The 26,898-nt window shown below is 49.3% G+C and carries 11 protein-coding genes; 7 read left to right on the forward strand and 4 right to left on the reverse strand.

Features of this window, described 5'->3' with window-relative positions; genetic code table 11:
• The first annotated feature begins 235 nt into the window (after positions 1-235).
• The 7 genes from K3T82_RS38095 (at position 236) to K3T82_RS38125 (ending at position 17,376) form a co-directional block, all read left to right on the forward strand.
• Positions 236-4,444, forward strand: a complete 4,209-nt coding sequence (locus K3T82_RS38095) for an Eco57I restriction-modification methylase domain-containing protein (RefSeq protein ID WP_220198743.1) — start codon at positions 236-238, stop codon at positions 4,442-4,444.
• Positions 4,445-4,491: 47 nt separating this feature from the next.
• The gene (locus K3T82_RS38100; RefSeq protein WP_220198744.1) at positions 4,492-6,666 is read left to right on the forward strand and encodes a UvrD-helicase domain-containing protein; all 2,175 of its coding nucleotides are present in this window, start codon (positions 4,492-4,494) and stop codon (positions 6,664-6,666) included.
• Positions 6,667-6,718: 52 nt separating this feature from the next.
• On the forward strand, positions 6,719-10,591 hold the full coding sequence (gene drmA, locus K3T82_RS38105; protein ID WP_220198745.1) for a DISARM system helicase DrmA: 3,873 nt from the start codon (positions 6,719-6,721) through the stop codon (positions 10,589-10,591).
• A gap of 22 nt (positions 10,592-10,613) precedes the next feature.
• A complete protein-coding gene (drmB, locus tag K3T82_RS38110) occupies positions 10,614-12,449 on the forward strand; it encodes a DUF1998 domain-containing protein (protein ID WP_220198746.1) in 1,836 nt (611 codons plus the stop codon).
• A gap of 78 nt (positions 12,450-12,527) precedes the next feature.
• On the forward strand, positions 12,528-14,876 hold the full coding sequence (locus K3T82_RS38115) for an AAA family ATPase (protein ID WP_220198747.1): 2,349 nt from the start codon (positions 12,528-12,530) through the stop codon (positions 14,874-14,876).
• Between the two features lie 33 nt (positions 14,877-14,909).
• On the forward strand, positions 14,910-16,490 hold the full coding sequence (locus K3T82_RS38120; RefSeq protein WP_220198748.1) for a hypothetical protein: 1,581 nt from the start codon (positions 14,910-14,912) through the stop codon (positions 16,488-16,490).
• A gap of 355 nt (positions 16,491-16,845) precedes the next feature.
• A complete protein-coding gene (locus tag K3T82_RS38125) occupies positions 16,846-17,376 on the forward strand; it encodes a hypothetical protein (RefSeq protein WP_220198749.1) in 531 nt (176 codons plus the stop codon).
• A gap of 148 nt (positions 17,377-17,524) precedes the next feature.
• On the opposite strand, the gene K3T82_RS38130 is transcribed toward K3T82_RS38125, so the two are convergent.
• From K3T82_RS38130 to K3T82_RS38145, 4 genes are read right to left on the reverse strand one after another with little or no spacing between them, the layout of a single operon-like run.
• A complete protein-coding gene (locus K3T82_RS38130; protein ID WP_220198750.1) occupies positions 17,525-18,859 on the reverse strand; it encodes a cold-shock protein in 1,335 nt (444 codons plus the stop codon).
• Entirely contained in the window at positions 18,835-19,380 is a 546-nt protein-coding gene (locus K3T82_RS38135; protein WP_220198751.1) for a hypothetical protein, read from the reverse strand. Before K3T82_RS38135 ends, K3T82_RS38130 begins: the two co-directional genes overlap by 25 nt.
• Positions 19,381-19,406: 26 nt before the next feature.
• Positions 19,407-21,338 (reverse strand): nuclease-related domain-containing DEAD/DEAH box helicase, encoded by a 1,932-nt coding sequence (locus K3T82_RS38140; protein ID WP_220198752.1) that lies wholly within the window; start codon positions 21,336-21,338, stop codon positions 19,407-19,409.
• Positions 21,339-21,349: 11 nt separating this feature from the next.
• Positions 21,350-25,720, reverse strand: coding sequence for a DEAD/DEAH box helicase (locus K3T82_RS38145; protein ID WP_220198753.1), 4,371 nt, complete (start codon positions 25,718-25,720; stop codon positions 21,350-21,352).
• Between the last annotated feature and the right edge of the window lie 1,178 nt (positions 25,721-26,898).

A 26,898-nucleotide genomic window follows, 5' to 3' on the forward strand; every position in this document is an offset into this window, starting at 1 on the left:
GGCACATCTGGCACGGTAGTTTTCGCGAGAGGCAGGGATGCAGGGAATGCAATCCTCTAACTGGGATTTGGGAGTTGTGCTCCAAAATCCCCCTTCCCTCCTCCTCACCGCCGTAGGCGGCAACCCATCACACAAGAAGTAAGCAACATTACGCACAGGAAGCGCACCATCCATATATCGATTGATCCATATATGGATGGCTCCCTCCTTTTTTTGAAAGGATTGAGGCACAACCATGCCAGCACAACAAACCATTACGCACCAACATGCTGATTGGCTCTCGCTGATTGAAATATCCGGCCCCTTCGTTAGCCTGCCGGTTCTCCAGGAAACCTTCCCCGATGGCCTCGATCTACGCGAGGATGACGTTGAAACTCGTCGTCGTCTACGATTGGCCTATGAAGAGTGGGCCGACAACCAGGGTGGTGCACATCCTGATCCAGCCATCCACCATCAATGGCTTCGCTTTGTGCTCGAAGAGATCCTGGAAATGGAACCACAAACAATCCTAGAGGGACCGCAGATTCCCGCATCAATCTGCTATGAGCATAAAGAAAATGGCATGCTCCTCCGTCCGACACTGATGATTCGCTCACCCTTTGAACCCAAACCGCGCCTGCTGATCCATCTGTACCCAACACAACAGAATCTCGAAAAATCTGTTGCAGAGAGCACCTGGAAGGCCACGCCTGCCGCACGCATGATGGATCTACTACGCTCAACCAGTACGCGTCTGGGACTGATCACTAATGGCGAACAGTGGATGCTCGTCGATGCACCCGCCAATGAACCAACGGGTTACTACTCCTGGTATACTTCACTCTGGCTAGAAGAGCCGATGACGCTACGTGCGTTCTATAGCCTGCTCGGGATGCAGCGGTTCTTCGGCGTTCCCGATGATCAGACCGTCGAGGCGCTCCTGACGCAAAGTGCAGACAAGCAACAGGAGGTAACGACCCAGCTCGGTGACCAGGTCCGCCGCGCAGTCGAGGTGCTGGTGCAGACGCTCGATCGCATTGACAAGGATAGCCAGCGCACCTTGCTCAAAGACATTACCGAGACTGAACTCTATGAGGCAGCGCTGACGATGATGATGCGGCTGGTCTTCCTGCTCTCAGCCGAGGAGCAAAAACTGCTCTTGCTGGACGATCCGGTCTATGACGGTAACTATGCCGTCTCGACGCTCCAGAAACAGCTCCAGGAGCAATCCGACCAGCATGGTGAGGAGGTGTTGGGATTGCGCTACGATGCCTGGAGTCGTTTGCTTGCCATCTTCCGTGCGGTCTTTGGTGGAGTTGACTATCCCGACTTGCAACTGCCCGCATATGGTGGACATCTCTTTGATCCTGATCGCTTCCCCTTTCTCGAAGGCCGTACGACGGGAACATCCTGGCGCGATGTCCAGGCACACCCATTGCGCATTGATAACCGTACCGTTCTCTATCTGCTCAATGCCCTGCAATACCTGCAGATCAAAGTCGGCAATATCGTTGAGGCGCGCCGTCTCTCCTTCCGCAGCCTGGACATCGAACAAATTGGACATGTCTATGAAGGTCTCCTAGACCATACGGTGAAACGTGCCGAACGGGCACTGCTAGGGCTCCAGGGAACCAGTGACACCGAGCCCGAAGCCACATTGGATGATCTAGAGCACGAGGCCAGTAAGGGAGAAAAAACCTTCCTCGACTACCTCCATATACTGACCGGACGCAGTGCCGTAACGCTCAAGAAAAGTCTCGCTGCGGTGCTGGAGAAGCAGACCGAACGCAGCCGTCTGATGGAAGCCTGCGACAACAAACAAGGCATTTTTCAACGTGTTCTCCCCTTCGTGGGCCTGCTGCGTCGAGACACCTTCAACAACTTCGTGATCGTCGCCCCTGGTTCGGTCTACATGACCAAGGGCACGGATCGCCGCTCCACCGGTACCCACTACACACCCCGCAGCCTGACCGAACCCATCGTTAAGCACACCCTCGATCCCCTCGTCTACATAGGACCGGCGGAGGGGTGGCCTGAAGAGCAATGGCAACTACGTTCGGCGGCTGAGATCCTTAATCTCACGGTCTGTGACATCGCCATGGGATCAGGCGCCTTCCTGGTCCAGGCCTGTCGCTACCTTTCGGAGAAACTCGTCGAAGCATGGGAAAACGTCGATCTTGCCTTGCACGGCAATAGCCTCACATCCAAACCCCAGAAAGCTCCCGAAGGAGGGCCATCACAGGGTAGCATCAGCGAAGAAATTCTCCCGATCGATCGAGGAGAACGCCTGATCATGGCTCGTCGCCTCGTCAGCGAGCGCTGCATCTACGGTGTCGACAAAAACCCAATGGCCGTAGAAATGGCCAAGCTCTCGATGTGGCTTATCACGCTTGCCAAAGGTCGCCCTTTCACCTTTCTAGACCATGCCCTGCGCTGCGGCGATGCCTTGCTAGGTGTCAGTGATCGTCAACTCGCCAACTGGTCTCTCGATGCTAAATCCGGTGAGATCGGCAAGACCGTTTGGGGCCTGCGAGATCAGATCAGGCGCAACCTGGATACCGCCATCGTGTTGCGCAAACAAATCATCAACTTACCAAATATTGACATTCATGATACTGAGAAAAAAGAGCACAATCTCAAGAAGGCCGGGGAGGTGACCTGCATTCTCACCCTCGGAGCAGACCTATTAATAGGCATTACATTGAGTGATCCCAAACGCCAGCAGGCACTTCAGGATACCCTGACGCTTGAATACTCAATCCTGGCCAAAGCCTATGAAGAGGCGATTTACGAGGGACAAACGGAAGCCGGTTGGGCAGCAAAAAAGGATGCATTTAACAAGCTGCGCAAAGAAGTAGATGAGTTGCTAACCTACAACCAGCAATATCGTCGTCCGTTCCACTGGCACCTGGAATTCCCTGAGATATTTGTGGGCAAGGGCAATGATGCGGGCTTCGCGTCGATTGTGGGAAATCCGCCCTTTCAAGGTGGCAAAAAGATTACTGGGGCATTGGGAACGGATTATCGAGATTACTTACTAAAATATTTAGCAAATAATGTAACAGGCCACGCCGATTTGTGTGCATATTTCTTCCTAAGAGGGACGATGTTAACACGGCAAAACGGAATGAGTGCTCTTCTTGCAACAAATACGATTGCGCAGGGCGATACACTAGAAGTCGGGCTCGATCAAATAACATCTTCAGGCTGGACCATTCCCCGTGCGATACCAAGCCGCACATGGCCAGGAGAGGCAGCACTGGAAGTTGCTCATGTCTGGTTAAGAAATGGCAAATGGCAAGGAACATGTTTATTGGATGATAAAGTAGTGCATAATATTGCTTCATCTCTCACAATACAAGGGAAAACTATAGGGAAATCATATCCTCTTCAAGCCAATACCAATAAATCATTCATTGGCTCTTATGTATTAGGAACAGGTTTCATTTTAAAACTAGAAGAAGTACAAGCACTAATACAAAAAGATGCTCACAATCAAGATGTTATCTTCCCTTACTTAAATGGAGAAGATTTAAATACTCGCCCAGATCAATCACCAAGCCGCTGGATCATCAATTTCCATGATTGGCCTCTTGAGAGAGCTGAAACCTATCCTGACTGTTTTAGAATTATAGAGGAGAAAGTCAAACCGGAAAGACAGCGAAAAAAAGAAACAGGGGAGTATGCTCTTCGCAAACCACTGCCTCAAAAGTGGTGGATGTACGCAGACAAACGCCCTGCACTCTACTCTACAATTTCTAACATGGAACGGGTGTTAATTGTAGCACAAACTAGTAAATATCATAGTTTTATCTTTGCACCTACAACTATGGTATTTGACCAGAAATTGGTAATTTTTGCATTGGATTCTTATAGAGATTTTGCACAGCTGCAATCTTCATTTCATACTGAGTGGGTATTGATGACTAGTTCGACGTTAGGGAACACTCCAGTATATGCACCAAGTGATTGCTTTGGAACCTTTCCCTTCCCCACCACAACTGAAGCACTCGTCGACATCGGCGAACGCTACTATATCTGTCGCCAATCCATCATGCTCGTACAGCAGGAAGGGCTCACCAAAACCTACAACCGCTTCCACAATCCCGACAAATCCTCATCCGACATCGTTCAACTGCGCAAACTGCACAAAGAGATGGATGAAGCGGTAGCTCACGCCTACGGCTGGGATGATCTCATACTCGAGCATGGCTTCCACGAAACCAAGCAGGGGCTACGCTACACCATCAGTGAAGCTGCACGTCGTGAAGTACTCGATAGGCTACTACTGCTCAACCATCAACGGCACGCCGAAGAGGAACAAGCTGGTCTGACAGCGGCGAAAGGGAGCAAAGGGAAAAGTACGAAGGGGAAACGCAGCACACCAGCGTCGAAGGGGGCACAGAACGGACAGAATGGCAACGCTACGAATAACGATAGCACACTACAAAGCATGCTATTCTAGGCTCCAACAACACGTTTTCGTTTTTCTGGACGGGCGAGCAGGGATGCATGTTGAATAGCATAATGCAGGTCAATGGCGAACTGCTCCGCCGCCCGGATGGAAAGTCTGGCACGATGGCAACACAATGGCAAATGCTGATGAAAGAGGCTTTTTTGCAGGATTTGGGAAAACTCCAACCTAAGGATACCCACCAGATCATTGCCAAGGTCAATACGCTGGTCCACAATCCCTTGCCTGATGGCGATGTCAAAAAACAGTTGATCTATCATCCAGGGAAACCCTATCGCATTCGTTCCGGCGATTATCGTATTCTCTATAACTTCGATGATGCAAATGTCTGCGTCTATCGGATTGAGCGACGCAATGAAAATACCTATAAGCAGAATCTCATGACAGCGCCAATCGAGGGACTTGATAACGAATTCGATGATGTCAGAGCGTTCAGTGAAGCTCCAACTGGCGATGCATGGTATCAGGAGGAGTGGTTCAAGCCACGGGATACCAGTCGGCTCCTGCCGGAACCGATCACATCAGAATTGTTGAATAAACTCCATGTACCGAAGGGCTATCATCAGCGGCTGCTGGCTGCCAAAACAGAGCAAGAACTGTACAACTGCGAAGGTCAGGTCGATGATGCTGTCATTCTGCAACTGATCCATGAACTTTTCGAGACGCCACTTGAGCAGGCCATGCAGCAGCCCAACCTCGTTCTCAAGGAGGTAGATGATCTGCTGCGCTATAAAGAAGGCGAGCTACTCACCTTCCTGCTACACCTCTCGCCCGAACAGGAGAAGTATGCCCACTGGCCGATGAACGCCAGCGGTCCCACGTTCGTCAAAGGTGGTCCTGGCACCGGCAAGAGTACCGTGGCGCTCTATCGTATTCGCTCTCTGTTAGAACAGCTCACCAAAACCAACAAAGCTCCACGCATCCTCTTCACCACGTATACGAAGGCGTTGATCAAATCGTCCGAGCAACTCTTGCAGCAACTGCTGGGCAATCAGGCGCAGTATGTACGCGTCGATACCGTCGATAAGCTGGCACGTGAGCTCCTCCACCACGCTGGACAGGTCAAAGATATCCTGAGCGAGCGAGAACAGTTTGCCCTGATTAAGCAGGCGGTGGACGAGACGCCAAAGACGGGCAGTCCGCTCCAGCAGCTTGCACAGAAACAGACGCTCGAACGCATGGGCTACGAGTATCTCTTGCAGGAGTTCAACACCGTCATCATCGCCCGTCAGTTGAACAGTGTTGATAACTATCAAAAAGCGTCACGCAATGGACGCAAGGTGCGTCTGAATGCCAATCAGCGTGCAATGCTCTGGAAGATCTACGAACGTTTCTGTGCTCTACAAGAAGCAAGCGGCAAGGAGACGTGGCAGCAGCGCCGCGCACATGCCGAGCGCATTGTGGAACAGAGCCCACTCGCCCAATCGTATGATGTGGTGGTGATCGACGAGGCGCAGGATCTTGATCCAAGTGCGATCCGTCTGCTCATCAAACTCTGCAAGGCACCCAATCGCATTTTTGTCACTGCCGATGCTAATCAATCTATTTATGGAAGTGGCTTCTCCTGGCAGGATGTCCATGCCTGCCTGAAGTTCCAGGGACGTACCAGTATTTTACGTGCCAATTATCGCTCGACGCAGGAGATTGGTGAGGCCGCACAATCCTATCTCACCTACGGTGCGCTAGAACCTGAACAGATTGAGCGGCAGTATATTCATAGCGGCCCCATGCCCGATGCACGCTCGGTCCACAATGCATATTATGAAGCGCAATTGCTGGCCAGCTTCTTTCGGAAGGCCGCCCGCAGTTTTCGACTGACGCTTGGCTCGTGTGCATTGCTCTGCCCCAGTGAGCACGCTGGTAAGACGCTGGCCCAGGCTCTTAGTGATCAGGGATTAGAGGCTACATTTATGACTGGCGATGATCTCAACCTGACTCGATCCGGAATCAAGGTGCTGGTCTTGCACTCATCGAAAGGGCTGGAGTTTCCGATTGTGGCGCTGGCTGGTTTCGTTGGTAGCAGCTATCCTTATTTCCCCTCCTCCGCCTCGGAAGAGGCGCAACGAGAGATCCTGGCCCGCGAACGGCGCACGATGTTTGTCGGAATGACCCGTGCCATGCGCGCCCTACTTGTCATCACGCCGACCGATCCAGGCACATCGCTTTTCGAGGGCTTCGACGCAACATACTGGAACTTTACCAGAAAGATATGAACATAGAAGAAATTGATGGTTGAGATAGAGAGACGATAGAAAGAGAACGAGTGTGCAAAGGATTCGTTTACCAGAGCAGTTACCAGATGATCCGCAAGAATTGGCTTTCCTCAATCAACAACTCAGGGATCGAGAGGTCACCCTCGATTGGTCGGATGTGAAGCTGCCGATCACAAGCGAGCAACTGGTAGCCTTATTCCAGGATATAGGTCTCGCCGATTATATAGACGCTCTCGACAACGGGACGATATCCGAGAGTGTCTTACCAGTGGTCTTGGCCCACTTTGAGAAGAAAGATGTGGTGGACGAGGGACAGGACAATCCAGAGACCGAGCAGCCCGTCGGCGGCGTCCCAGATGTCTGGCTTCCGGAGGAAGAATTGACGCCCATTGTGGACGAAGAGGACGATCCACCCTTAGCCACCGTGATCAGCAAAAAGCCGTCACCGAAAATCCAGAAAGAGGATACCGCTCCCCTGCTGGAGGCCCCAACGCCGAGTGCGATCCGCGACGAGCTTGAAGAGCTGGTGCTGCGGGATCTGCTGGGACCAGCGGGTGGTGAGCACGAAGAGCTCGACCATACAGAGAGCCGCGTACGCGATCGCTACCTCGTTGGGATGCTTGCCCCGATGAAAGTGCAGACTCAACCCGAAGAGCTCGACTCGTTGACAACGCTCGAAGAGGGCAATAGCGAGGAGAGCACCGTCGATGCCGATGTCGCGCAGATGTCCAGCCTCAGTCCCTCATCGATGGGTTTGAGCTTCTGTGTCGAGAAACAGGCCACCGCCCTGCTCGTCACGGCTAGTTGGGGACAATATCAGCGAACCACTAGTGAATTCCAGATGAAAGCCAACGGAGACCCTTACACCGTCTGGCGGCGCACACCGCGCGGTGGCACACCACAACAGATCTCCTTACAAGCTGGACCTATCATGCCGTGGTCGCCGGAAGAGGAAGAGCAGCCGGAGGTTCACATCAAGGGACTCATTCGTGATATTGGCGATGGCTGGATGATCACGCTTTTCCTCGTCAATGGACAGAAGGAGCCCGAACGCCTGCGAGACCAGGCATGGCTCTTTCAGCCAGAGCTTGTTGTCGAGGCACCGGACGGAAGCCCAGTCTTTCAGCGTCGGGCCAACGAGCAGCAGAAGCACTATACCAAAGAAGAGGAAGCGATGGCCATGCTCTATCGCCAGCATGTTAGCTTCGCCATCGGGCACGGCGTGAGCGTCCACGCCGAGACTTCCTCTGACGATCCTACCTGTGCCGTGCGTCTCTCAACGCGCATTGTTCCTGCATACGATGTCCCGCGCACTGACGCTCCCACCGCAGCGGAAGTGCCAGTTCTGGATGGCCTCTGCCTGGACATGCGCGAGCTGGCCGAAACCCCGGCACAGGAGCTATCTGATAAATTGCAGCCTTTGATTACCGCCTACGGGCAGTGGATTGAAGAGCAGGAACAACGTATCAACAACCCCGCGAGCGGTCTGGCCAATTACGATACCGCCGCCAGAGATGCCTTGAAAGGCTGCAACCGTACACTCTTTCGTATCCAGACAGGCATTCAACAACTAGGGAATAGTGACGAGGCCGCTCAGGCCTTTGCCTTTATGAACCGCGCCATGTGGCAGCAGCGTATCCATACGCTCTACGCCGAAGAGCGCCGCAAAGGGCACAACATCAGCCTGGAAGATGTCGATCAGAGCAAGAATCGTAGCTGGCGGCCCTTCCAACTCGCCTTCATCCTGCTCAACCTGCCATCCCTGACCGATCTGAACCATCCCAATCGGAGCGAAAGCGCTAATGCTATCGCCGACTTGCTCTGGTTCCCGACTGGTGGTGGTAAGACGGAAGCCTATCTTGGGCTGACCGCCTACACGCTCGCCATTCGTCGCTTGCAGGGAACTGTCGAGGGACGCTCTGGCATGGATGGTGTCGCCGTGATCATGCGCTACACGCTGCGTCTCTTGACGTTACAGCAGTTCCAGCGTGCCGCTTCATTAATCTGCGCCTGTGAGATCATCCGCCGTGAAGATCCCGCGACCTGGGGAAGCACACCATTTCGTCTCGGTCTGTGGGTTGGTATGCGCTCGACGCCCAATACCACCGAGCAGAGCAAACAGGCCAACGAGCTGGCACATGGTGTCTATAACAGTGGTGTCGGTGGTATCGGCAGCCCACGTCAGTTGACTAGTTGTCCTTGGTGCGGCACCTTGATCGAAGGTGGCAAGCATATCAAAGTTGAGCCATTCAATCGTGGTCGAGGACGTACACTGATCTATTGTGGCGATAACTTGGGGCAGTGTCCCTTTAGCGAGCGGAAATCGTCTGAGGAAGGGCTCCCCGTTGTTGTCGTCGATGAAGAGATCTACCGTCTGCTCCCAGCACTCCTGATCGCCACCGTCGACAAATTCGCGCAGCTTCCCTGGCGCGGCGCCACACAGATGCTCTTTGGACAGGTTAATCAAAAGTGCAGCCGTCACGGATTTCGCTCACCCGACCTCGAAGATAAAGATGCTCATCCCGCCCATGGCAAGTTGCCGCGTGCCATATCCACGCCGCATGCCCCGTTACGCCCACCCGACCTGATTATCCAGGACGAACTGCATCTCATCTCAGGTCCACTAGGCACCCTTGTCGGACTCTACGAAACCGCCGTCGATCATCTGGCAACCTGGGAAGTCAACGGCAAGAAAGTACGTCCCAAGGTGATTGCCGCCACCGCCACCATTCGACGTGCGGAATATCAATTGCAGGCGCTCTTCCTGCGCAAGGTCAATATTTTTCCACCGCAGGGACTCGACGTTGGCGACAACTTCTTCTCGCGCCAGCGTACACCGAGCGAGGAGACGCCAGGACGACGCTACCTTGGCATCTGTGCCAATGGTCGCCGCTTGAAAGCTGCCCTCATTCGCGTCTATGCTGCCTATCTCTCGGCTGCACAGGCGCTCTACAACAAATATGGTGCAGCTGTGGATCCCTGGATGACGCTCGTTGGCTACTTTAACTCGATGAGTGAACTTGGCGGCACACGCCGCCTGGTCGAAGATGATGTGCGCATGCGTATCTGGCGTATGAACCAACGTGGGCTGGCCCAACGCAAACGACCCATTGTCGAAGAGCTCACCTCACGAAAGAGCTCAAGCGTTATCCCAGAGATTCTCGGGAGACTGGAGGTTGGCTTTGGCTCCGAGGGCGAGAAACCTATAGACGTCCTGCTAGCAACCAACATGATCTCGGTTGGCGTCGATGTACGGCGCCTTGGTCTGATGGTTGTTACTGGACAACCAAAGACAACTGCCGAATATATCCAGGCCACCAGCCGTGTTGGACGTACGTTTCCCGGCCTCGTTTGCACCGTCTTCAACTGGGCACGCCCACGCGATCTTTCGCATTACGAACAGTTCGAGCACTATCATGCCACATTCTATCAGCAGGTCGAAGCGCTCTCGGTCACGCCATTCGCGCCGCGTGCACTGGATCGTGGACTCGCCGCGCTACTCACCAGCTTTGTACGTCTCTCGGGTCCTGCATACAACAAGAACGAGGAGGCTGGTGATATCACTGATGAGACGCTCTACTTTGAGCAGGCCCGGCAGGCCATCGCACGGCGCGCGGAGGAGATCACTAATAATGACGATGGTGAGGTTGATCGTGTGCAGAGTGACCTGGAACGCCTCAAGCACTACTGGGTACACAAAGCGCAGACTGTCCCAGTTCTTGGCTACGAAGCGCGACGTGACGGCAAAACGCAGGAACTGCTGAAGCAACCAGAGCGTGGCAACTGGGAACCCTTTACCTGCCTGAACTCACTCCGCGACGTTGAACCAACGGTCCGGCTTATTTTCGACGAGCGCCCAATAGGTGGCGATAACGAGAGCGGCGACGATAACGATATAGCAACTGGCGAACAGGCTGCCCAATAGCAAGCAGAGGGATCACATGAGTATGAAGATCAAGGAAAAATACCACGTTGGTGATATACGCCCCAGCCAGCTCCTGCAGACCTACGGTGTTGGAGCACTGATTGCATTACCCAACCTTTCAGCCCTGATCATGGGGCTGGATGATTGGGACGTCAACAATTCGCAAGAGATTACCGAAGAGCGTTTGTTGCATGCGATTCAAAGCGCGCTTGGTTCTCAGGTCAAGCGTCTTCTGGCACCACCGGCCAGTGAAGTTGAGCCAGGGAATCCCTTTAGTTATGAGGCCCGCATCGGCGTGCCGGTTGCCGCCTTTCCTCGCTGGCTTGTCTGCCCTCGTTGTCATCTGCTCGCGCCCGTTGAGTCAGGCTACTTCCAGCTCAAAGTCAATCGCTACCAGCCAGAACAGACACGCTATATCCATGTCAACTGTCAGCACCAACCAACTGTCCTTCCTTCACGCTTTATGATTGCCTGCGAAGCCGGTCATCTGGATGATTTCCCGTGGATGCACTTCTTGCATGGCGATAAACACTGCAACGCTATGGTACGCATGCTCGAACTGGGAGTATCGGGTGAGCCATCAGACATCTTGATTGTCTGCGACACCTGTGGGGCCAAACGTCCGATGTCTGATGCACTAAGTAATGACGAGAAGCAAAAGTATCATCCAACGTGCACTGGTCGACGCCCCCACCTGCGTGACAAAGAAAAAGCGTGCTCGAACAAAGCACGTTCGATCTTACTGGCCGCATCAAACACCTGGTTTCCGCTCATCTTCTCGACACTCTCCCTACCAAGCACGCCAGATCTGCTGGGCCAGCGTGTCGAGAACAAATGGCCCATCCTCCAGGAGGTCCAGAGTGCCGAGAATATCGCCATGCTGCGTCGGATGAGGCTGTTGGGCGATCTCAGCGAATATAGCGACGACGAGATCTGGGACCGGGTCGAGTTAAAGAAAACTACTGGCAATGCTGAGGAAACGGTCAGACCAGCCGATCTCAAAGTTCCAGAGTGGCAGACGCTCAGCCATCCAGAGCAGGCACCAAAATCCGCCGATTTCGAAGTCACTCCAGTGGTGCTGCCTGATGGTTATGAGCACTATTTAGAGCAGGTAGTGCTGGTTGAACGGCTACGCGAAGTGCGGGCACTCACCGGCTTCACGCGTATAGAATCGCTCAATGACTACGCCGAAGAGGACAATCTGCCCACAGATCATATCATGCCGCTGGTACGTAAGCGAACCACCTGGGTCCCGGCATCCGAAGTCCGTGGTGAGGGGTTATTCATCCAGTTTCGTGAAGACACCATTCAGGAGTGGTTGCAGAGTTACGACGTCAAACGCCACAACGCTAGCTTCTTCGATGCGCACCGCCGATGGCGTCGTGCCCGTCACATCGAAAGTCCAGAGGCCAACTATCCTGGCATACGCTATGTGCTGCTGCACACCTTCGCCCATGCCCTGATACGCCAGCTCACCCTTGAATCTGGGTATACCGCTGCAAGCATACGTGAACGCATCTATGCCCTGCCGCCCGAACACGAAAACGGGCCCATGGCGGGAATCCTGCTCTATACAGCCGCATCGGACAGCGAAGGGACGCTGGGTGGTCTGGTCAGCCTGGGGAAGCGCATTGGCTACCACATTGACGGTGCCCGTGAAGAGATGCAGCGCTGCGCCTCAGATCCATTATGCGCCGAGCATACGCACTTTGACGACAACAAACTGCATGGGGCGGCTTGCCATGCCTGCATGTTCTTACCCGAAACGTCCTGCGAACGTGGCAACAAATACCTGGATCGTTCGGTCTTTGTACCCACCGTTGACAGCAGCAACCTGGCCTTTTTTCCCGTCATCTAGTATGAGCAGGGATGCAGGGGATGCCAGCAATTTTTCCCTCTTCCCCCACCGCCGATGGCGGTCACAAGGAGCATATCCATGCCAACCACCTTGGTAGAAGTCATACATGCCTATCTAGCCGATACAAACTTTCGGCAAGCTCGTGTCCAGCGAGCTGCGAGGCGGGATGCCAGTATTCCAGCACTACGCGTCCTCGTTCAGGAATTTATAGGCGGAGACATCGATATACAGAGTTTCCGCAAGCAGCTGGATAAAACGCTACACGCCAGAGAAGACTGGGGTGCTACAGGAACTGGCTTTATGATGGAGCTCAATAAATTTGGAAAATATCATAATGATACCAGTTCCTATGCCGAGGAGCAGTTACGCAATATCCTGCGTGACCTGAGTGCAAGCAACCTGGGACAACGCATCGAACAATGCTACAAGTTCCTACTCCAGGAACGCGATCGTCTCCGTCGCGAAGGTAAATCCAGTAATATGATTGTCGCCGCCCGCAACAGCGCCTTTATGATCTCGCTGTTCGCCTTCTGGCTCGATGCAGAGCATAGCAGCATCATCTATTATGAAAGTTTGCGCAAGGGAGTCTTCTTGCTGATCAAAGCCTATATAGTATCGCAGCCGCCAAACCTCCAGCTAGGGCCAAATGCCATTGAAGTGCATTCGAATGCCGATCACCAGGCCTGTTTGCACCTATTGGATTCTCTCGCCGAGCAAGATGCACGCATCAAAAACGACGCCTACTGGGCCGAAAATTTTTGTCTCTGGATTACCCAGCATCTGCAATCTCTCGCTGAGCCAACCAACACGCTGATCAAAGAGATAGATATCAATACTAGGCTCTCACATAGACCATCCCAGCCCGAAACCACACATGAAACGTTAGACACCTATGTCATCGATATAGACGGTGAGCAATCGTCCGATAGCGTTCCGGAATCGGGCATCACCCAGCATAGTACCACTCAACTGATCGAGAACGGGCCGCTGCAAGCCACCCCGGAGCCACTTCTCACGCGCCTGATTCAAGAGGTACAAAGGCAGATTCTCCTCGATGAAGAGACGATTCGTAGCATTTATTACGCCTTGCTGGCAGGGCACGTCATCCTCTCGGGCCCGCCGGGAACCGGCAAAACCGAATTGGCCCGCATCATACCCGAATATCTGTGGAGGAGCGAGGAAAATCCAGAGAGCGATGATGAGAGTGAGCCGAACCTGACCACGAAATCCGCCTATACAACGCAACTGGTTACTGCTACCGACGAGTGGAGTGTGCGTACCCTAATCAGTGGAATCGCCCCCCAGAGTCAGAATGGCTCTATCACCTACAGCGTACAATACGGCCATCTTACTACCGCCATTCTCAAAAACTGGTCTTTCCAGGGCAACCAACCGCAGGATTGGAGTAATGTCACACTCCAGCGAAACACCGTGACGACTACCAGTGGTTTCCAGCGTGGCGTGGCGCAATACTTTCGAGGGCAATGGCTCGTCATCGACGAATTCAATCGCGCCCCCATCGATCTTGCGCTCGGCGATGCGCTCACCGCGCTGGGTGGCAACGACGTTTTGCGTGTTGCTATTGATGGAGGCACCGCAACATTGCCCATTCCGCAGGATTTCCGTATCATCGGGACCCTGAATAGCTTCGACCGCAGCTATCTCAACCAGATTAGCGAGGCATTAAAACGTCGATTCTCCTTCATCGAAATCAATCCACCGGGAAGAACACAACGTGCCGCCGAACAAAGCATCGCGCTCTATAAGGCCCTGAAGAAGATCAGCCATCTGAGCCCAACTATCGCCATCGGTGAGGACGACAGCATCTACTGGCAGGGTTACGTAACCATTGGATCCGACAGCAATGGGACCTACACCATCGACTGGGAGCAGGAGAAGCTCGCCTTTCAGAATATCTTCGAGCAGATGTGGAATCTTCTGGAGATTATTCGCATCTACCGTCAGTTGGGAACAGCCCAGACGATTACGCTGCTTCAGCATATGCTCATTCGGGGTGTACTCGAAAACTACACTACAGAAGCGCAATGGCACAAGGCTCTGGATCATGCCCTCTGTCATACCATCGCGGACCAGCTCCAGGTTCTACTGCCCGATGAAATCGACGTTCTGCATACCTACCTTAGCATCGATCATACGAGCTTTGGTGCACAGTACAACACTCTACTGATGAACCTGACCAGTACGCAACAACGTCTCACTGGGCAACTGCTTGCACTTGGCAGTGTTCGCGATAACCAGAACCAACCAATATTGAGCGACGAGGAGATAGAACGCATCGTTGCCCAGGATCAGCCGCAAGTTTCTCTAGCAGTGTTACACTGGCTCTTCCACCTCGAAAGTTCACCTCCAGAGCTTCCCCAGTTTACCCGTCGTCTGCGCTTATTTAAAGCGGAACGTGGTCTATAGAGGGATGAGGATCAAGAACTAGAAAGCATAAACGTGAGCGAGACATCAACCATCAGTGACAAGAGAACGGAACAGGCACAAGAATACAGCTGGTCGCAACAATTGCAAAGACGTGTGCTGCGTCTCCTCATACAGCACGACCGGCCGCTCCTGCGCAGCCAGTTTCATCTCTTCTTTGCCAGCAGCACATTACCATCCATCCCTCTCTTACAGAAATACGATCGCTACATCAAATTACAAACATTGAGTAATGAGCTCCTGGATGACATCATGCCTCGCATCAGGCGACAACTGAGTTTACAGACCAATCACCTCCATCTGAGAGAGGAAGCGCCAACGCGTGGCACCATCGACTGGAACCGTACACTGGAGCGAAGTTGGCAGCAGCTACCCGGACAACCTGCATTGCTCTTCGAGAGCCGTATCCGTCAGCGCAGTATGGAAACGCCAGAGAACTTGTTGACTGTCGCCATTCTGCTCGCCTTTCGTCAGGAAGTCCAGCAGGCCATCGGAGAATTTTTTGACGACGAAGCCTTGAACGTTCAGGAGCGCCAGACACTGGTCGGTGCCGACGAACGTGTCGAGCGCGAGCTTAGCGTTCCCTATGCCCGTCTACTCAAAGAACATGCCAGCAAGATCGATATCCAGGCTCACATCCAGACGATTGCACCCCGCCTGCATCGCGGACCCTATCGGGATCTCCTGGCATGGTGGCAACACTTTACCCACTTCAGGATCGGGCGTGCAATCGACAAACGGTCCACAACCCTGAGTACCACCCGCAACGATGAAAAGACGGACGCATGGTTATACGAACTCTGGATCATGTTGGAGATGATTCACCTTTTACAGCAGGAGACCGCAATTCAGCCGCAGGACATGACAATTGCTACCGATCTGTTGCAGTGCACGTTTAGTTGGCAGAAACGACGCTTCCGGTTGATCTACAACCGCCAGCTTGACACATCAAGCAACTATCGATCGACATGGGAGTATGGCCCCGCAACGCGTCCCGATTACACCATCGAGCGCGAAACGCCACTCACAGTCAAGCATCGGGAGGATTTGATCTGGCGTGAACCATCCGTTATTCTCGACGCCAAATACTATCTCAGCGGTAGCGACCCAACCAGTACTCATACACCGATCAAAAAGATGCTCGGCGATATGGAGTTGCTGGGATCATCATGCGGAATGCTCTTCTTTCCCCTCATCGCTGAGCCAACAGAGGATACTCAGATAACGCGCACCATTCAACGTCGAGAGGGGCACTATCAGCCATCCCCAATCGCCTCGCCAGAAATCCACCTGTATCAGATCAGTCCGGAGCTTCCACTCTCCATCTCGCAACAGCGGCTACGGGCCATCCTCGACAGAGCCACCAATAACCTGCCGGAACGACCCAAACCAGTCTGTCAGGGAACCTTTCTAGAGAGGAGAACCGTCAATGCAGCAGGTTATACACCACAGTCATGCAACATACTCTGCCCAAAACCGCATATCGGCCCGAGTGTATTTGACATTGTCAATCGGGATAGAGATTGCTTGAAGAATCCACGCATCTGTCATGTCATCGGACAACCAATCGAGCCGCCGAGGATGGAAGAAACATAGAATGAAACCATGGATGGCTCCTGAAAACGCAGACAAGGAGCAGGGCATCTACCTCTGCTCCTCGACTTTTTTGCACCATTGATTCACAATTCCTTTGGCGATGTCCTGGGCTTGTTCGATCTTTTTTTGCCGCCAACATTATGTGTTCAATTGTCAGGCTCGTTGCTCGCGGCCTCTTCATGGAGACTTTACTTATAGTTTTTAATTATCCTCTATGTTAAACTAACACAAAAAAACTTGCTATAAGTTAGTATATAATGATATATTTGAATTAGCTCTAGATGGTGTTTAGGTTATATTGCCGTTAATTATATGTATTTCGTGCTTCCTGGTTTTGAAATGCAAAGGAATAGGTATGGTTGATCTCGCTAAACTAGCTCTTTTAATCAAAGAGAAAAATATTGTCGATAATCAAATTGCTAGTATTATAGGACGCCCTGCACAAGTAGGTCATGCAGGTGAGTATATTGCATCAGCTATTTTTGGCATCCGACTTCATGCCTCTGCTACGCAAAAAGGCAGTGACGGACACTTTGTTTCTAGTTCCCTAGCAGGACATACTGTGAATATCAAGTGGTATCCCAAGCGGGAAAATTTACTGGATTTAAATCTTAATCATTTTCCTGATTATTATCTTGTGCTTACTGGACCCAAATCTCCCGCAATATCCTCACGTGGTGCAATTCGACCTTGGTTAATTGAATATGTCTACTTTTTTGAGACTCAAAGGCTGCATCAAGCTCTAAAATTGCGTAATGTGAAGATTGGCGTTGCTACTAGTGTCATAGAACAAACATGGTTTGAAAATGAGATCTTTCCTGTTCAACGTAACCAGACATTATTGCTAACTGAAGAACAGCGCCATCAGCTTGCTTTATTTAAATGATGTTGTTTATCGATATATCAGGTGTTTATCCTTCTGATTTAGCAAGCGAGATATACTAAACGCAATTTCCATCATTTGGGTTGAGCGTCTACATAGCGCGTAGTGAGAAACACAGATGCAGCAGCTATAATGACTGATACGTTTTGTTTCAGCGGATTGGCTTGATATTAACCGCCTTCGTACTTTCTCTCTGCTTGGACCGGTCATAAGATGACTCGATTTCAAACTGCACGCGCATGCCAACTTGGGGCGTTACTCTTCGTTGGAAGTTGCGAACTTGGAAGTGTGTATCTCCGTCTTCTGCCTGTATAAAGCCAAACCCTTTTTCTTGATTAAACATTTTGATTGTGCCGACCCGCTGAGGGCGCGATGCCGATATTGTACTCTGCCATAAGCGAAGGCATTTATGCTCAAGGGTGGCATAATCCTTGGGCTCTATTTCTAATTGAGTGAGATGGAAAGAATGTTGTTGAACAAAGTGGTCAATTTGCCCCTTGAGATTGTTTGCAGCGGCTTCCCATTGTTCTTGCAGGCAATAGAAGTAGGCGAGGTTTAGATGTTCATAGGCTTCTTGCAAGCGATCATGGTGTTCTAAGTATTGGGCCATGGAGATAAGCATCTTATAACGCATGATTTTGTCGCCGGGAAGAGCTGCAGCTTTACAGTACCATAACCATGCCTCCTCGAGGCGTTGAGTTAGCTCGTAAATTTGTGCTATATCGCGTTGAATGTACCACTCTTCTGCGAAGCGAGTATTAATGCGTAGGAGATCGGTAAGAGCCTCTTCGATCTTACCCTGCTTTTGTTTCCGTATTGCCTCCCACCAAGGGAAGAGTTTCTCCTTAGGATAGAGTTCGCACCCTTTTTGAGTGAATGTTTGACATTCTTCATACTGTTCTAGTTCGAGTAAGGACCTTGTCATGGCTTCTAACCAGCGTTGATGTTCTGAGCGAGATTTTCTACCATTAAAATCTTCCTCCTGGGTACTGAGCTTTTCTGGATCAAGCTGAGACGCAAAATTGTACATAATCTGCCATTTTTGCCGGTGCTTTGCTTGAGCGCAGAGTGCAAAAACGATTTTCTTGCGTAGCAGGTTGTCTACCTCTTTGTGGGATAGGATATAAGCAGCTCTCTTTTGTAGATGGGCGAAATCCACTTCATTCGGGGAGCTAGGTATAGTTTCGGTATTTTCTTCCTGGTTATTCTGGCTATGCTTCTTAAAGTAGGTATCATAAATAGCCCAGCCGAGAGAGGTATGAACATAAGCATTATCGAGCACCTTTTTGGACAACAGGCGGCCAAATTCAACGGCGACAGAAGATTTGTTTAATTTGCGAAGACTTCTAATATAGTGGTTAGCATAAAAAGCTGTATTGGGTGATTGATCATAGAGCTGTTTGTAAAGGGATGCTGCCTGGACAAAATCTCCCTGACTAAAGTACGCTTTGGCTTGCTGGTCTAGTTCGTTATTGTATTCAGGCATTGTGAGAGGAACTCCTTTGCTGATTGGAAGTCAACTGTGACTGGATGTGCAAGTAATTCCTGTAATATGTTTCTATTGAGACGGCCATATTGAACATCTTGAAGCAGAAATTGTATGTCTCGTTGGGCTTGTTCGATGATGATTGAGCAGTCGATGTTATCGTCCTGGAATGGTTCAAGCATTGTAAGGCAGTATTTAGCAGTCTCGAAATAAGAGGCAGAAGATGTATGTTCTCTGATCTGCTTGGACACTAGCTTTGACTCTTGAGAAGGTGAGAGCAAGGGGGTTAATAATGGAATTACAATTGTCTTAATCCAGCTATCAGCCGATTGGGCAGTCCAGCGGTTTTTGTTGGAGCTATAACTAAGATTCAAATTGACTCTTTTCCCATTATGCTGCAGTGGAAAGTTGATGCCGTAGTTTATAACAGTGTAAGTAGTACATATAATTTGATGCTCAGCAAGTAAGTCACGCACCTCTCGCGCTTTATCTTGTAAAATTTTTGTTATTTGTTCGTCCATGCTCTCTCCTCTTGTATTGTCTCTTATTAGTAAGACAGCAATTCACGGATGAATGGATGGGTTCTGTCGATATAATAGAGCCTGACTTCACGAGTGGTACGGGTAAGAGCAACAAACAATTTAATCCTTTCCCGCTGTGTATACTTTCTTTGGACTTCTAAAGAGGTGAATTGCGGCACAGTCTGATTCAGATTATCTGCATCAATTATATAGACGAGTTCTCGCTCCAATCCTTTCGCATCGATGTAGTCAGCCAGAATAATATAATCCCCTGCCTTGTATTGTTCGGTCGTCATACGCACAGGAATGGATGCGGCTTTTAAACGATGATAGAGCTGTAAGAGGAGGTGATTGTTGAGCCCAACGCATAAAATTTTAGCGGGGTTCATCGTATATAGTTTGTCTTGTATATTCTGGCATACATCTTGAAGCAACTCGTCTTCATTGGTGCACTGTATAAAGACGGGTTTGTAGGTTAGAGGGCTTTTATGTGCAATATTCAGTTGGTAGCCTTCTGATTGAAGTTCCTGGCTAATATCTCTATCGCTTGTAAGGAACTGCCAAGCCAGCTTGGCTACTGGTTTAGGATTGCGATACATACGGAAGGTGCCTTGGAGGGCAATACGATTGCGAATGATATTATATTGTCCCCAATCGAGTGTATGTGGTAAGAGTTTTTGTCCAATATCGCCTACAGCTAAGATATTATCTGGATTTTTGAGCACTCCCCGTGCTATATTCATAAGCTCGTTATGAAAATCTTGGATTTCATCGATAAAGAGAAAGTCATATTTTTTAAAGCGCTCTTGGTCCTGAGCAATGATGTCTTTACAAAGCCCCGGCAGCCATTCGTTATAGTAACTATCAGGGGTGGTCTCTCGCATTTCCCTATTTTCTTTAGTAAAATCTAGGCCAACTTGTTTACCTTCTTGCGCAATCGTTTCCATCAGGCTGTGAATGTCTTGAATTTTGATAGCCTTGACCAAGTCATCATAATCAAGGTCTTCCTGGCCAAGTTTGGTGTGAAAAATACGCTTAAGTTCTTCACCGAGCGGCTTGCTATATGTCGTAACAAGAATGTTACAACTACCACCTTGCTCAAGTTGTTTGCGTACAAGATGTATTGCGCGTGAGAGAAGGACGTTTGTTTTACCACTTCCAGCTACATCTGCAAGGTATCGTTTCTCATCAAACTGATTACTTAATGCCCACTCTTGTTGCTTCTGGTCGAGAAGTGCAAGTTTCTTTTCTGCTTCGATATGAGGAGAAAGACCCCCAACAAGAATCTCATGGGGAATAAGTCGTTTTACTACTTTCTGGATTTGTTCTGGCGAATAGGAAAGTGACATGTATGCATTTGGAAGGTGCGGCGCGAGAGCTGACTTTAAAAGGTCTAATGGGTAAAATTTATACTTATCTAAATCGTCTTTGAAGAGGGCATGCTTTTCACTATCTAGTACTTGAACGTTTTGCGGATTCGTAGGAGGGGGGATTGAAATGTTGTTGTTAAAATCTGCACGAGTTAATCTAGGAAAGACAACGAAATGGCTGACCCATGGAATTTGTCTTTCGCCTAACTTTTGAAAAAGATTGCGGATGGCATGGTTATACTCTTTGGCCTGATGCCAGGGATTGTCTATATATTCACTTGTCTGAGGTAGACGTCGCTTTGTATATCGCACCTGGTCGAAATTCACGAATTCGAATGTGCTGGTATGGACGTTCCAGTCTTTTACCTCTAAAATCATGATACCAGTTGCTGGACCGATGACTATGAAGTCTGGTCGATCCTCTTTAGAGCCTTGGGATTGTTTCTGCCTACTAGGCGTAAGTTTTCCTTCTCGGATAACGTAGTAATCACCGGGCAAATTTTGCAAGAAGACTAATAAGTCTCTCTCAGCAGCCCCACCTCCTTGGCTGAAATGAGGTCCGGATGCATTTATAATTTGAGCAGTCATAGTGGCATATCCTATCTAATGTGATCAATAGTCCAGTTTTGCCAGGAAAGCAGATGCATTTTGAGATTGACAAAGGCGCCACGCCCCTTTTTCACGATATTTTCGCTCTGTAGCTGTTGAGTAATGTAGCCTAAAGAACTAAAAATCTTTACTGATCTCGCCCCTTTTTGCCATTCGCTCTGCAGCGCTTCCAGGAGAACATGGTAGATAGTTGTGTTTTGGTCTTCTCCGATGCGCTCTTGATATTCTTCTTTTTGCCTTGTTTGCGGGTTTTCGGCGCGGATATAGCATACGCCGGCACGTAGGCTGAGGGTAAGGAGCACGTCGGGAGTAAAAAAGGATGTCTGTGGAACAAGAATGTGGGGCTTCAATAATGTATATTGAAGGAAGGTTTCCAATGTCTCCATGGCATGCTGATGAGATAAGTGTCCCATTAGCGAAGAAGAGTTGAGGCTAAAGAGACAGAGGTAACAGCCTTTTCCCTTACATGAGCAATTTTGCAAAGTTGCACGGGCAATATTGAGCATCTCTTGGAATGCCTGGAATATGTGGAGGAATGGTACCAGCTTGCTTTCGTCTTGCCCATAGAGAAAGGCATAACTCTCTTTGATGGGTGATGAGGCATACTTTGTTTGGTGGGATGGCGTATGTATGTTTATATGTTGTAGAATACGCACTTCGCTATCATCCAGGTTACAGTAATCAGGAATGCACCGTAAAAGCACCGCTAGTAGATTGGCCTTAAAGCTCGTAGGAAGAATATTATCTGCAAAGCGAATGAGTAACCCCTCGCGTGTGAGTTTTGTTCCGAGGCGATATGTTCCTTTATTATCCGAAAAAGGTGTGATCGAATCTTTCACTTCTCCTTCATTGATAAAGTAAACTAACCCTTTGCGAATGTAATACGAACGACAATAGCTGGGTCCTAAATGTGGGATTTCTTCGAGATCATCTGAGAGCTGCAATAGGTGTGAAACGCGATAGAGAGTATCGGAATCACGCCAGCGTTCAACGTGAATGTTTGTTGTTGGATCTGTTATGAGATACCTGAACATGCGAAATGATTGATTATAGGGATCTGTGACGATGCGGTAAGAAAGCCCGGGCTGCTGAGAGGCGATTTTTGCGACGCGTCCACTGCAAAAGAGCGTTCTTCCAGGAACAAGCTTACGTGGCGCCGTTTCTGGTTCCCGAGCTGTAAGGACCCAGTCTTCTTCCTCGTTGTCGGTGTATGTGTTCCTATCGTTGTTCTGATTTAAAGCCCGGTGGTCCAGAAGTGGTGTGCCGTCTTGGCGAAACCCATAATCGGGGAAGATACGTTGTCTATAGCAAAATTCCCAGTCGATTCTTCGGCCTACGAGTCTTTGAGCAAGCATGGAACTTGTTGCTTGTAGATGGTGTGTGAACTCTTTATATTCATCTTTATCTAATTCCAGGCGCAACTGCAAGGGATCCTTACGACAAAAATCTTGTACTCTTTGTGCCAACTCTATCGATTGTGTGAATATTTGGGGTGTGGTGGCTACAGCTGCGAGATATGCAAGAGTATGAGCTGTAAGCAAACTGTAGTTAGTGAGTGAGAGTTGTGGGGGGGTGACTTCGCCATCTATCATTTTGCGTGGGTCAGCATAGTAGTACTGATTATGCGCATCTTGTGAGGCAAGTGTGACAATGGTCGCGAGGCGGTTCTGGGTGCCTTTCCCATTACCACGACCAGCTCTACCCGCTCGTTGGGTGTAGTTGGCAGGACTGGGAGGAAAACCAATCATTAAGACACTGGAAAGCCTCCCAATATCTACGCCCATTTCGAGGGTTGGCGTACAGATGAGCGCTTTAATTTTATCATCGTTAAAATCTTTTTCTATAAGAGTTCTTTCCTGGTCAGAATGATCAGCTGTATGACACGCAATGATAGGGTAGGTTTGAGGTAGCTCAATAGCTAGATCCTCGAAGACCTCAAGGTTAACAGACTCAGGACTCAGTTGGTAAAATGGTATGCCAGCAGGTGTTTCTTTGCGTACAATGATCTCTCGTTGCATGAGGGATTCAAGCACACTTTCTACTTGCTGGCTGCCAAACCGTTCGACAATTTCTTGGAAGCGTTTTCCTTGTTCTCCCAGTGAATAAATTGCATGCCCTTGTTCGCGTACACTTTGTAGTCCCACCCCATATTCAGTAGTAAGACGCGCTTTATCTAGATGAAAATGCTGAATGTTAGTATCTGTTTCTGTTTCCGTCCAGAAGCTTGTGCGGTCTATTGCACCTACTTGAAGCAGCATATCTAGGAATGTCTGCTCGTTTTCATTAAGTATAGTGTCTGGTGTAGCCGAGAGGCGCCAATAGCGATAGACATCTTGTGTGTCTGTGTAAGAAAGCATGCGGCTGAACCAGAAGGGGAACTCTAGCTCAAGATTAGCGAAAAAGGACTTGTTGTCATCTATATCATCCTTATCGTCGTTCTGGAGAAGTACTTCACCACGTTCCGCAATATAATTAAAGGCGTGCTGAAGATTAAGAGTAGGGCCGTTTTGCTGCCAAATCAAAGCAGCTTTTTGCGAGAGTACACGGTCTGCTATTTCATCACTGAGTCTGACTTTGATATTTGAGGCATGTTCTTTGTTATCGATAAAACTGAGAAGCTTCTCAGCAATGTGTACCTGTGGATCCAGGACAAGGGCATCAGCTATTTTCAATACATTGTGCCAATAGGTGTAGCGATCGCTCAGTAATAGTGGTTGTTGGTCTGAAATCTCATGAGCATATTGAATATTGACCCCACATTCGCCAAGTTGTGCGGTGCTGATATGGTAATTTTTAATATCATCGAGTGGCTGTATGTCCGCTTGGAGCGTAACTTGTGCCTGCGTTGAAGATATTGAAGGGTCAATAAACTCGGCGAGAACAGGTAGCGCATTTTGCGTGTGAGTGTGTTGTCTTTGTGGGAAGAGTAAGTTTCCTGAAAGGTAGGCAATGCAGAGCCTGGGATTGGTACGAGAGACCTGGAAGAGTAATCCGTTGTTACAGAAGCGGCAGTACGAGCAACGCCCATCATGGTACTTCCCGCAGAGCAGACAGCGTGTAAGCTCTTCACCAATATTATTGAGAATAATATGTAAGCGATAATCTAGGAAGGGAGATTGAGCGTTCTCGCTACAGCGTTGATTGAGATAATTTATCAGGCTCCAGTACGCCTCGACGACCTTGCGCGGGTTGCGTGGTGCTTTGTGATGTGTATCTTGATACAATTCGGTAAATTGAGCGACAAAATCATCAATGGTGCAGGCACCCTGGCTCAGTTTTTCTTTTATTTTATGAATAAAGAGACTATGGCTTGCTGCCTCATATCCGGGAATATATGACCCAACCGATGTTGGTTGATATATGGGTCCAAACAACTGGTTGCTGATTTGTTGGGCCCAGGTTGCATCTAGGCGGTTAAAGAATGAATTGCCATCTATATCATCTGTAGCTGGAAGTGGTTCGAGCGTTGCATCCTTTAAAGGGAGAAAGACAGGTTCAATAACCTGAAATTGTTGGTCTTCAAGGTCTGGCTCTTTGCCAAAAACTTGTTTGATGAACGTTTTGATGTTCTTATCTGTCGAATCGGGATAATAACCTCCGCTACGTTTCAAGGTACCACTGGCTCCAATATAGAGAAGAGGTTGTTGGCAGAAAGTACGCAAGCGACGTAAGAGCAGACTTAAATTAGTACCCTTTGTACCGCGAAAATAATGAAGCTCATCTACTACGACATATCTAAGTGTTGCGGAAGATTTGGTAAACATTGACCGTGTATTACTTTTGGTTATTAACCTATCGAGCATAACAAAGTTGGTGATCAGGATATCAGGTGGATTATCTATCATTTCCTTACGCGATATCACATGTTCTGGTCGATCCTTCCCAGTTCTGAGTTTGTCATCTGGTGTGGCTGGCGTAGAGCCAACAAAACAGCCCACTCTAATTCCTGTACCCTTTACAGCGTCAAGGATGCGGCGAATTTGATCATTTGCTAATGCGTTAAGTGGATAGAGTATGAGGGCCTTAATACCCTTTGACATAGTAGTTCTTTGCCTCAGACAATGGTCCAGGATAGGAATAAGAAAGGACTCTGTTTTGCCACTACCAGTTCCAGTTGCAATAATAGTGGTTTGCCCGGCGCGTATGCTCTGGATGGCTAGGGCTTGATGTTTATAGAGCCTCAAGCTAGTAGCGAAGCATTGATCTAGCCTTGGGTGCAATCCTTGAGCTTGCCGAAAGTCTGGGAAGGCAGACTGGATAGGCTCATAGTGACGATTGAGCGAAAAATAAATATCATCTTTTGCATAAATATCAGTAACAATTGAGTGGCAGATATCATCTTCTATACCTTCGATACGCAACCGCTCTAACACATCTTTGTGATACTGCTCTCGAATATTTAAGGCAGCAGTTACGGGAGCCGTAAGGCGATTATTAGGCATATATAGGTAAGACTTTCTAATCAAAGAGGACAAAGAAGCATAAAAATGTATAGGGGGATTATAATATATGAATCTCAAAAAGTCTATATAGTTCAGTTAAAGTGGCATTTGTTATTGTGGAAGTAGTTTATCTCTTGATATGGAAGTGCTTTTTAAACCCTTCCATCAGTGATGAGGCATTTTCTTAGATATAATAAGAATGCAAGCATAGTGCATGCCAAACAGAGGAATAAGGTTCGGTGCTCGAGTAAGGCGCGTTACTTAAGTATTTTATTGCTAGGAGAATGAAGTATACTCGCACGTCAGATGCTCTCGATAAAGCCCTTCAGTTACAATGGGGAAACTCCTGACCTTTGGCGGAGTGAATCGTAATGCTGTTGATACAGGAATATATCAGGTCGAGCTCTAGACCCGTTATAAAGAGGGCTTTCAGGAAGGTATAGGCGCTGGTACGGCTTGCTTTGATGGTTGAGTATAAGATCGCTCAGAGTCTATGCGCAAATTGTAGTTGCTGACAATAATCCCAGTTGCTGAATATGATGTGTGATGAGTTGAGGACCATAATTGACATAGAATGCTCTTCATTTTATGTATCCGACGCATCCGTAATGAGGTTATTCTGTGCCACTTTACCAATTTCTTGTATGGAACTGTAGTTAGCATGCAGGAAAGCGTTCCAGCCTTGGAGGCTGGAATCTTTAAGTACATTGCTGCAGTCGAGGCCGCTACTGTAAACGAACTGGTTGGCATCCGTGGTAATGAAATGATGTGAGAGTCCTTTGAATACTTTTGAGTTGTTTGTACACTCAGTAGTATCGATGCAAGGCAGAGGGCATGATCATTCTAAACAAATCTTCCCTGATTGATGGCCTCACTATATTTTCAAGATGCTTTTCACCTTCATGGTTTATGTTAATTGAATCGTTGTTGCTCTAGTGGTGGTTGCCTTGTAAGCCTATAGTACCCCGCTATGAGATCATTTTTTATTTCACGTAGTTGATAGGGTGAGATATTTGGAGCAAATGTTGCAACAGAAAATTGTATACCTGATGGTTTCCAAGCTCTTAGACAGAGGCGAACAAGAAGATTATAAATAT

Origin of the sequence: Ktedonospora formicarum, assembly GCF_016587355.1 — a bacterium.
GTDB lineage: Bacteria > Chloroflexota > Ktedonobacteria > Ktedonobacterales > Ktedonobacteraceae > Ktedonobacter > Ktedonobacter formicarum.

Excerpts from the sequence above, each read along its gene's own strand:
- K3T82_RS38095 (WP_220198743.1), top strand. The coding sequence starts at position 236 with ATGCCAGCACAACAAACCATTACGCACCAACATGCTGATTGGCTCTCG.
- K3T82_RS38100 (WP_220198744.1), top strand. The coding sequence starts at position 4,492 with ATGTTGAATAGCATAATGCAGGTCAATGGCGAACTGCTCCGCCGCCCG.
- drmB (WP_220198746.1), top strand. The coding sequence starts at position 10,614 with ATGAAGATCAAGGAAAAATACCACGTTGGTGATATACGCCCCAGCCAG.
- K3T82_RS38115 (WP_220198747.1), top strand. The coding sequence starts at position 12,528 with ATGCCAACCACCTTGGTAGAAGTCATACATGCCTATCTAGCCGATACA.
- K3T82_RS38125 (WP_220198749.1), top strand. The coding sequence starts at position 16,846 with ATGGTTGATCTCGCTAAACTAGCTCTTTTAATCAAAGAGAAAAATATT.
- K3T82_RS38130 (WP_220198750.1), bottom strand. The coding sequence starts at position 18,859 with ATGCCTGAATACAATAACGAACTAGACCAGCAAGCCAAAGCGTACTTT.
- K3T82_RS38135 (WP_220198751.1), bottom strand. The coding sequence starts at position 19,380 with ATGGACGAACAAATAACAAAAATTTTACAAGATAAAGCGCGAGAGGTG.
- K3T82_RS38140 (WP_220198752.1), bottom strand. The coding sequence starts at position 21,338 with ATGACTGCTCAAATTATAAATGCATCCGGACCTCATTTCAGCCAAGGA.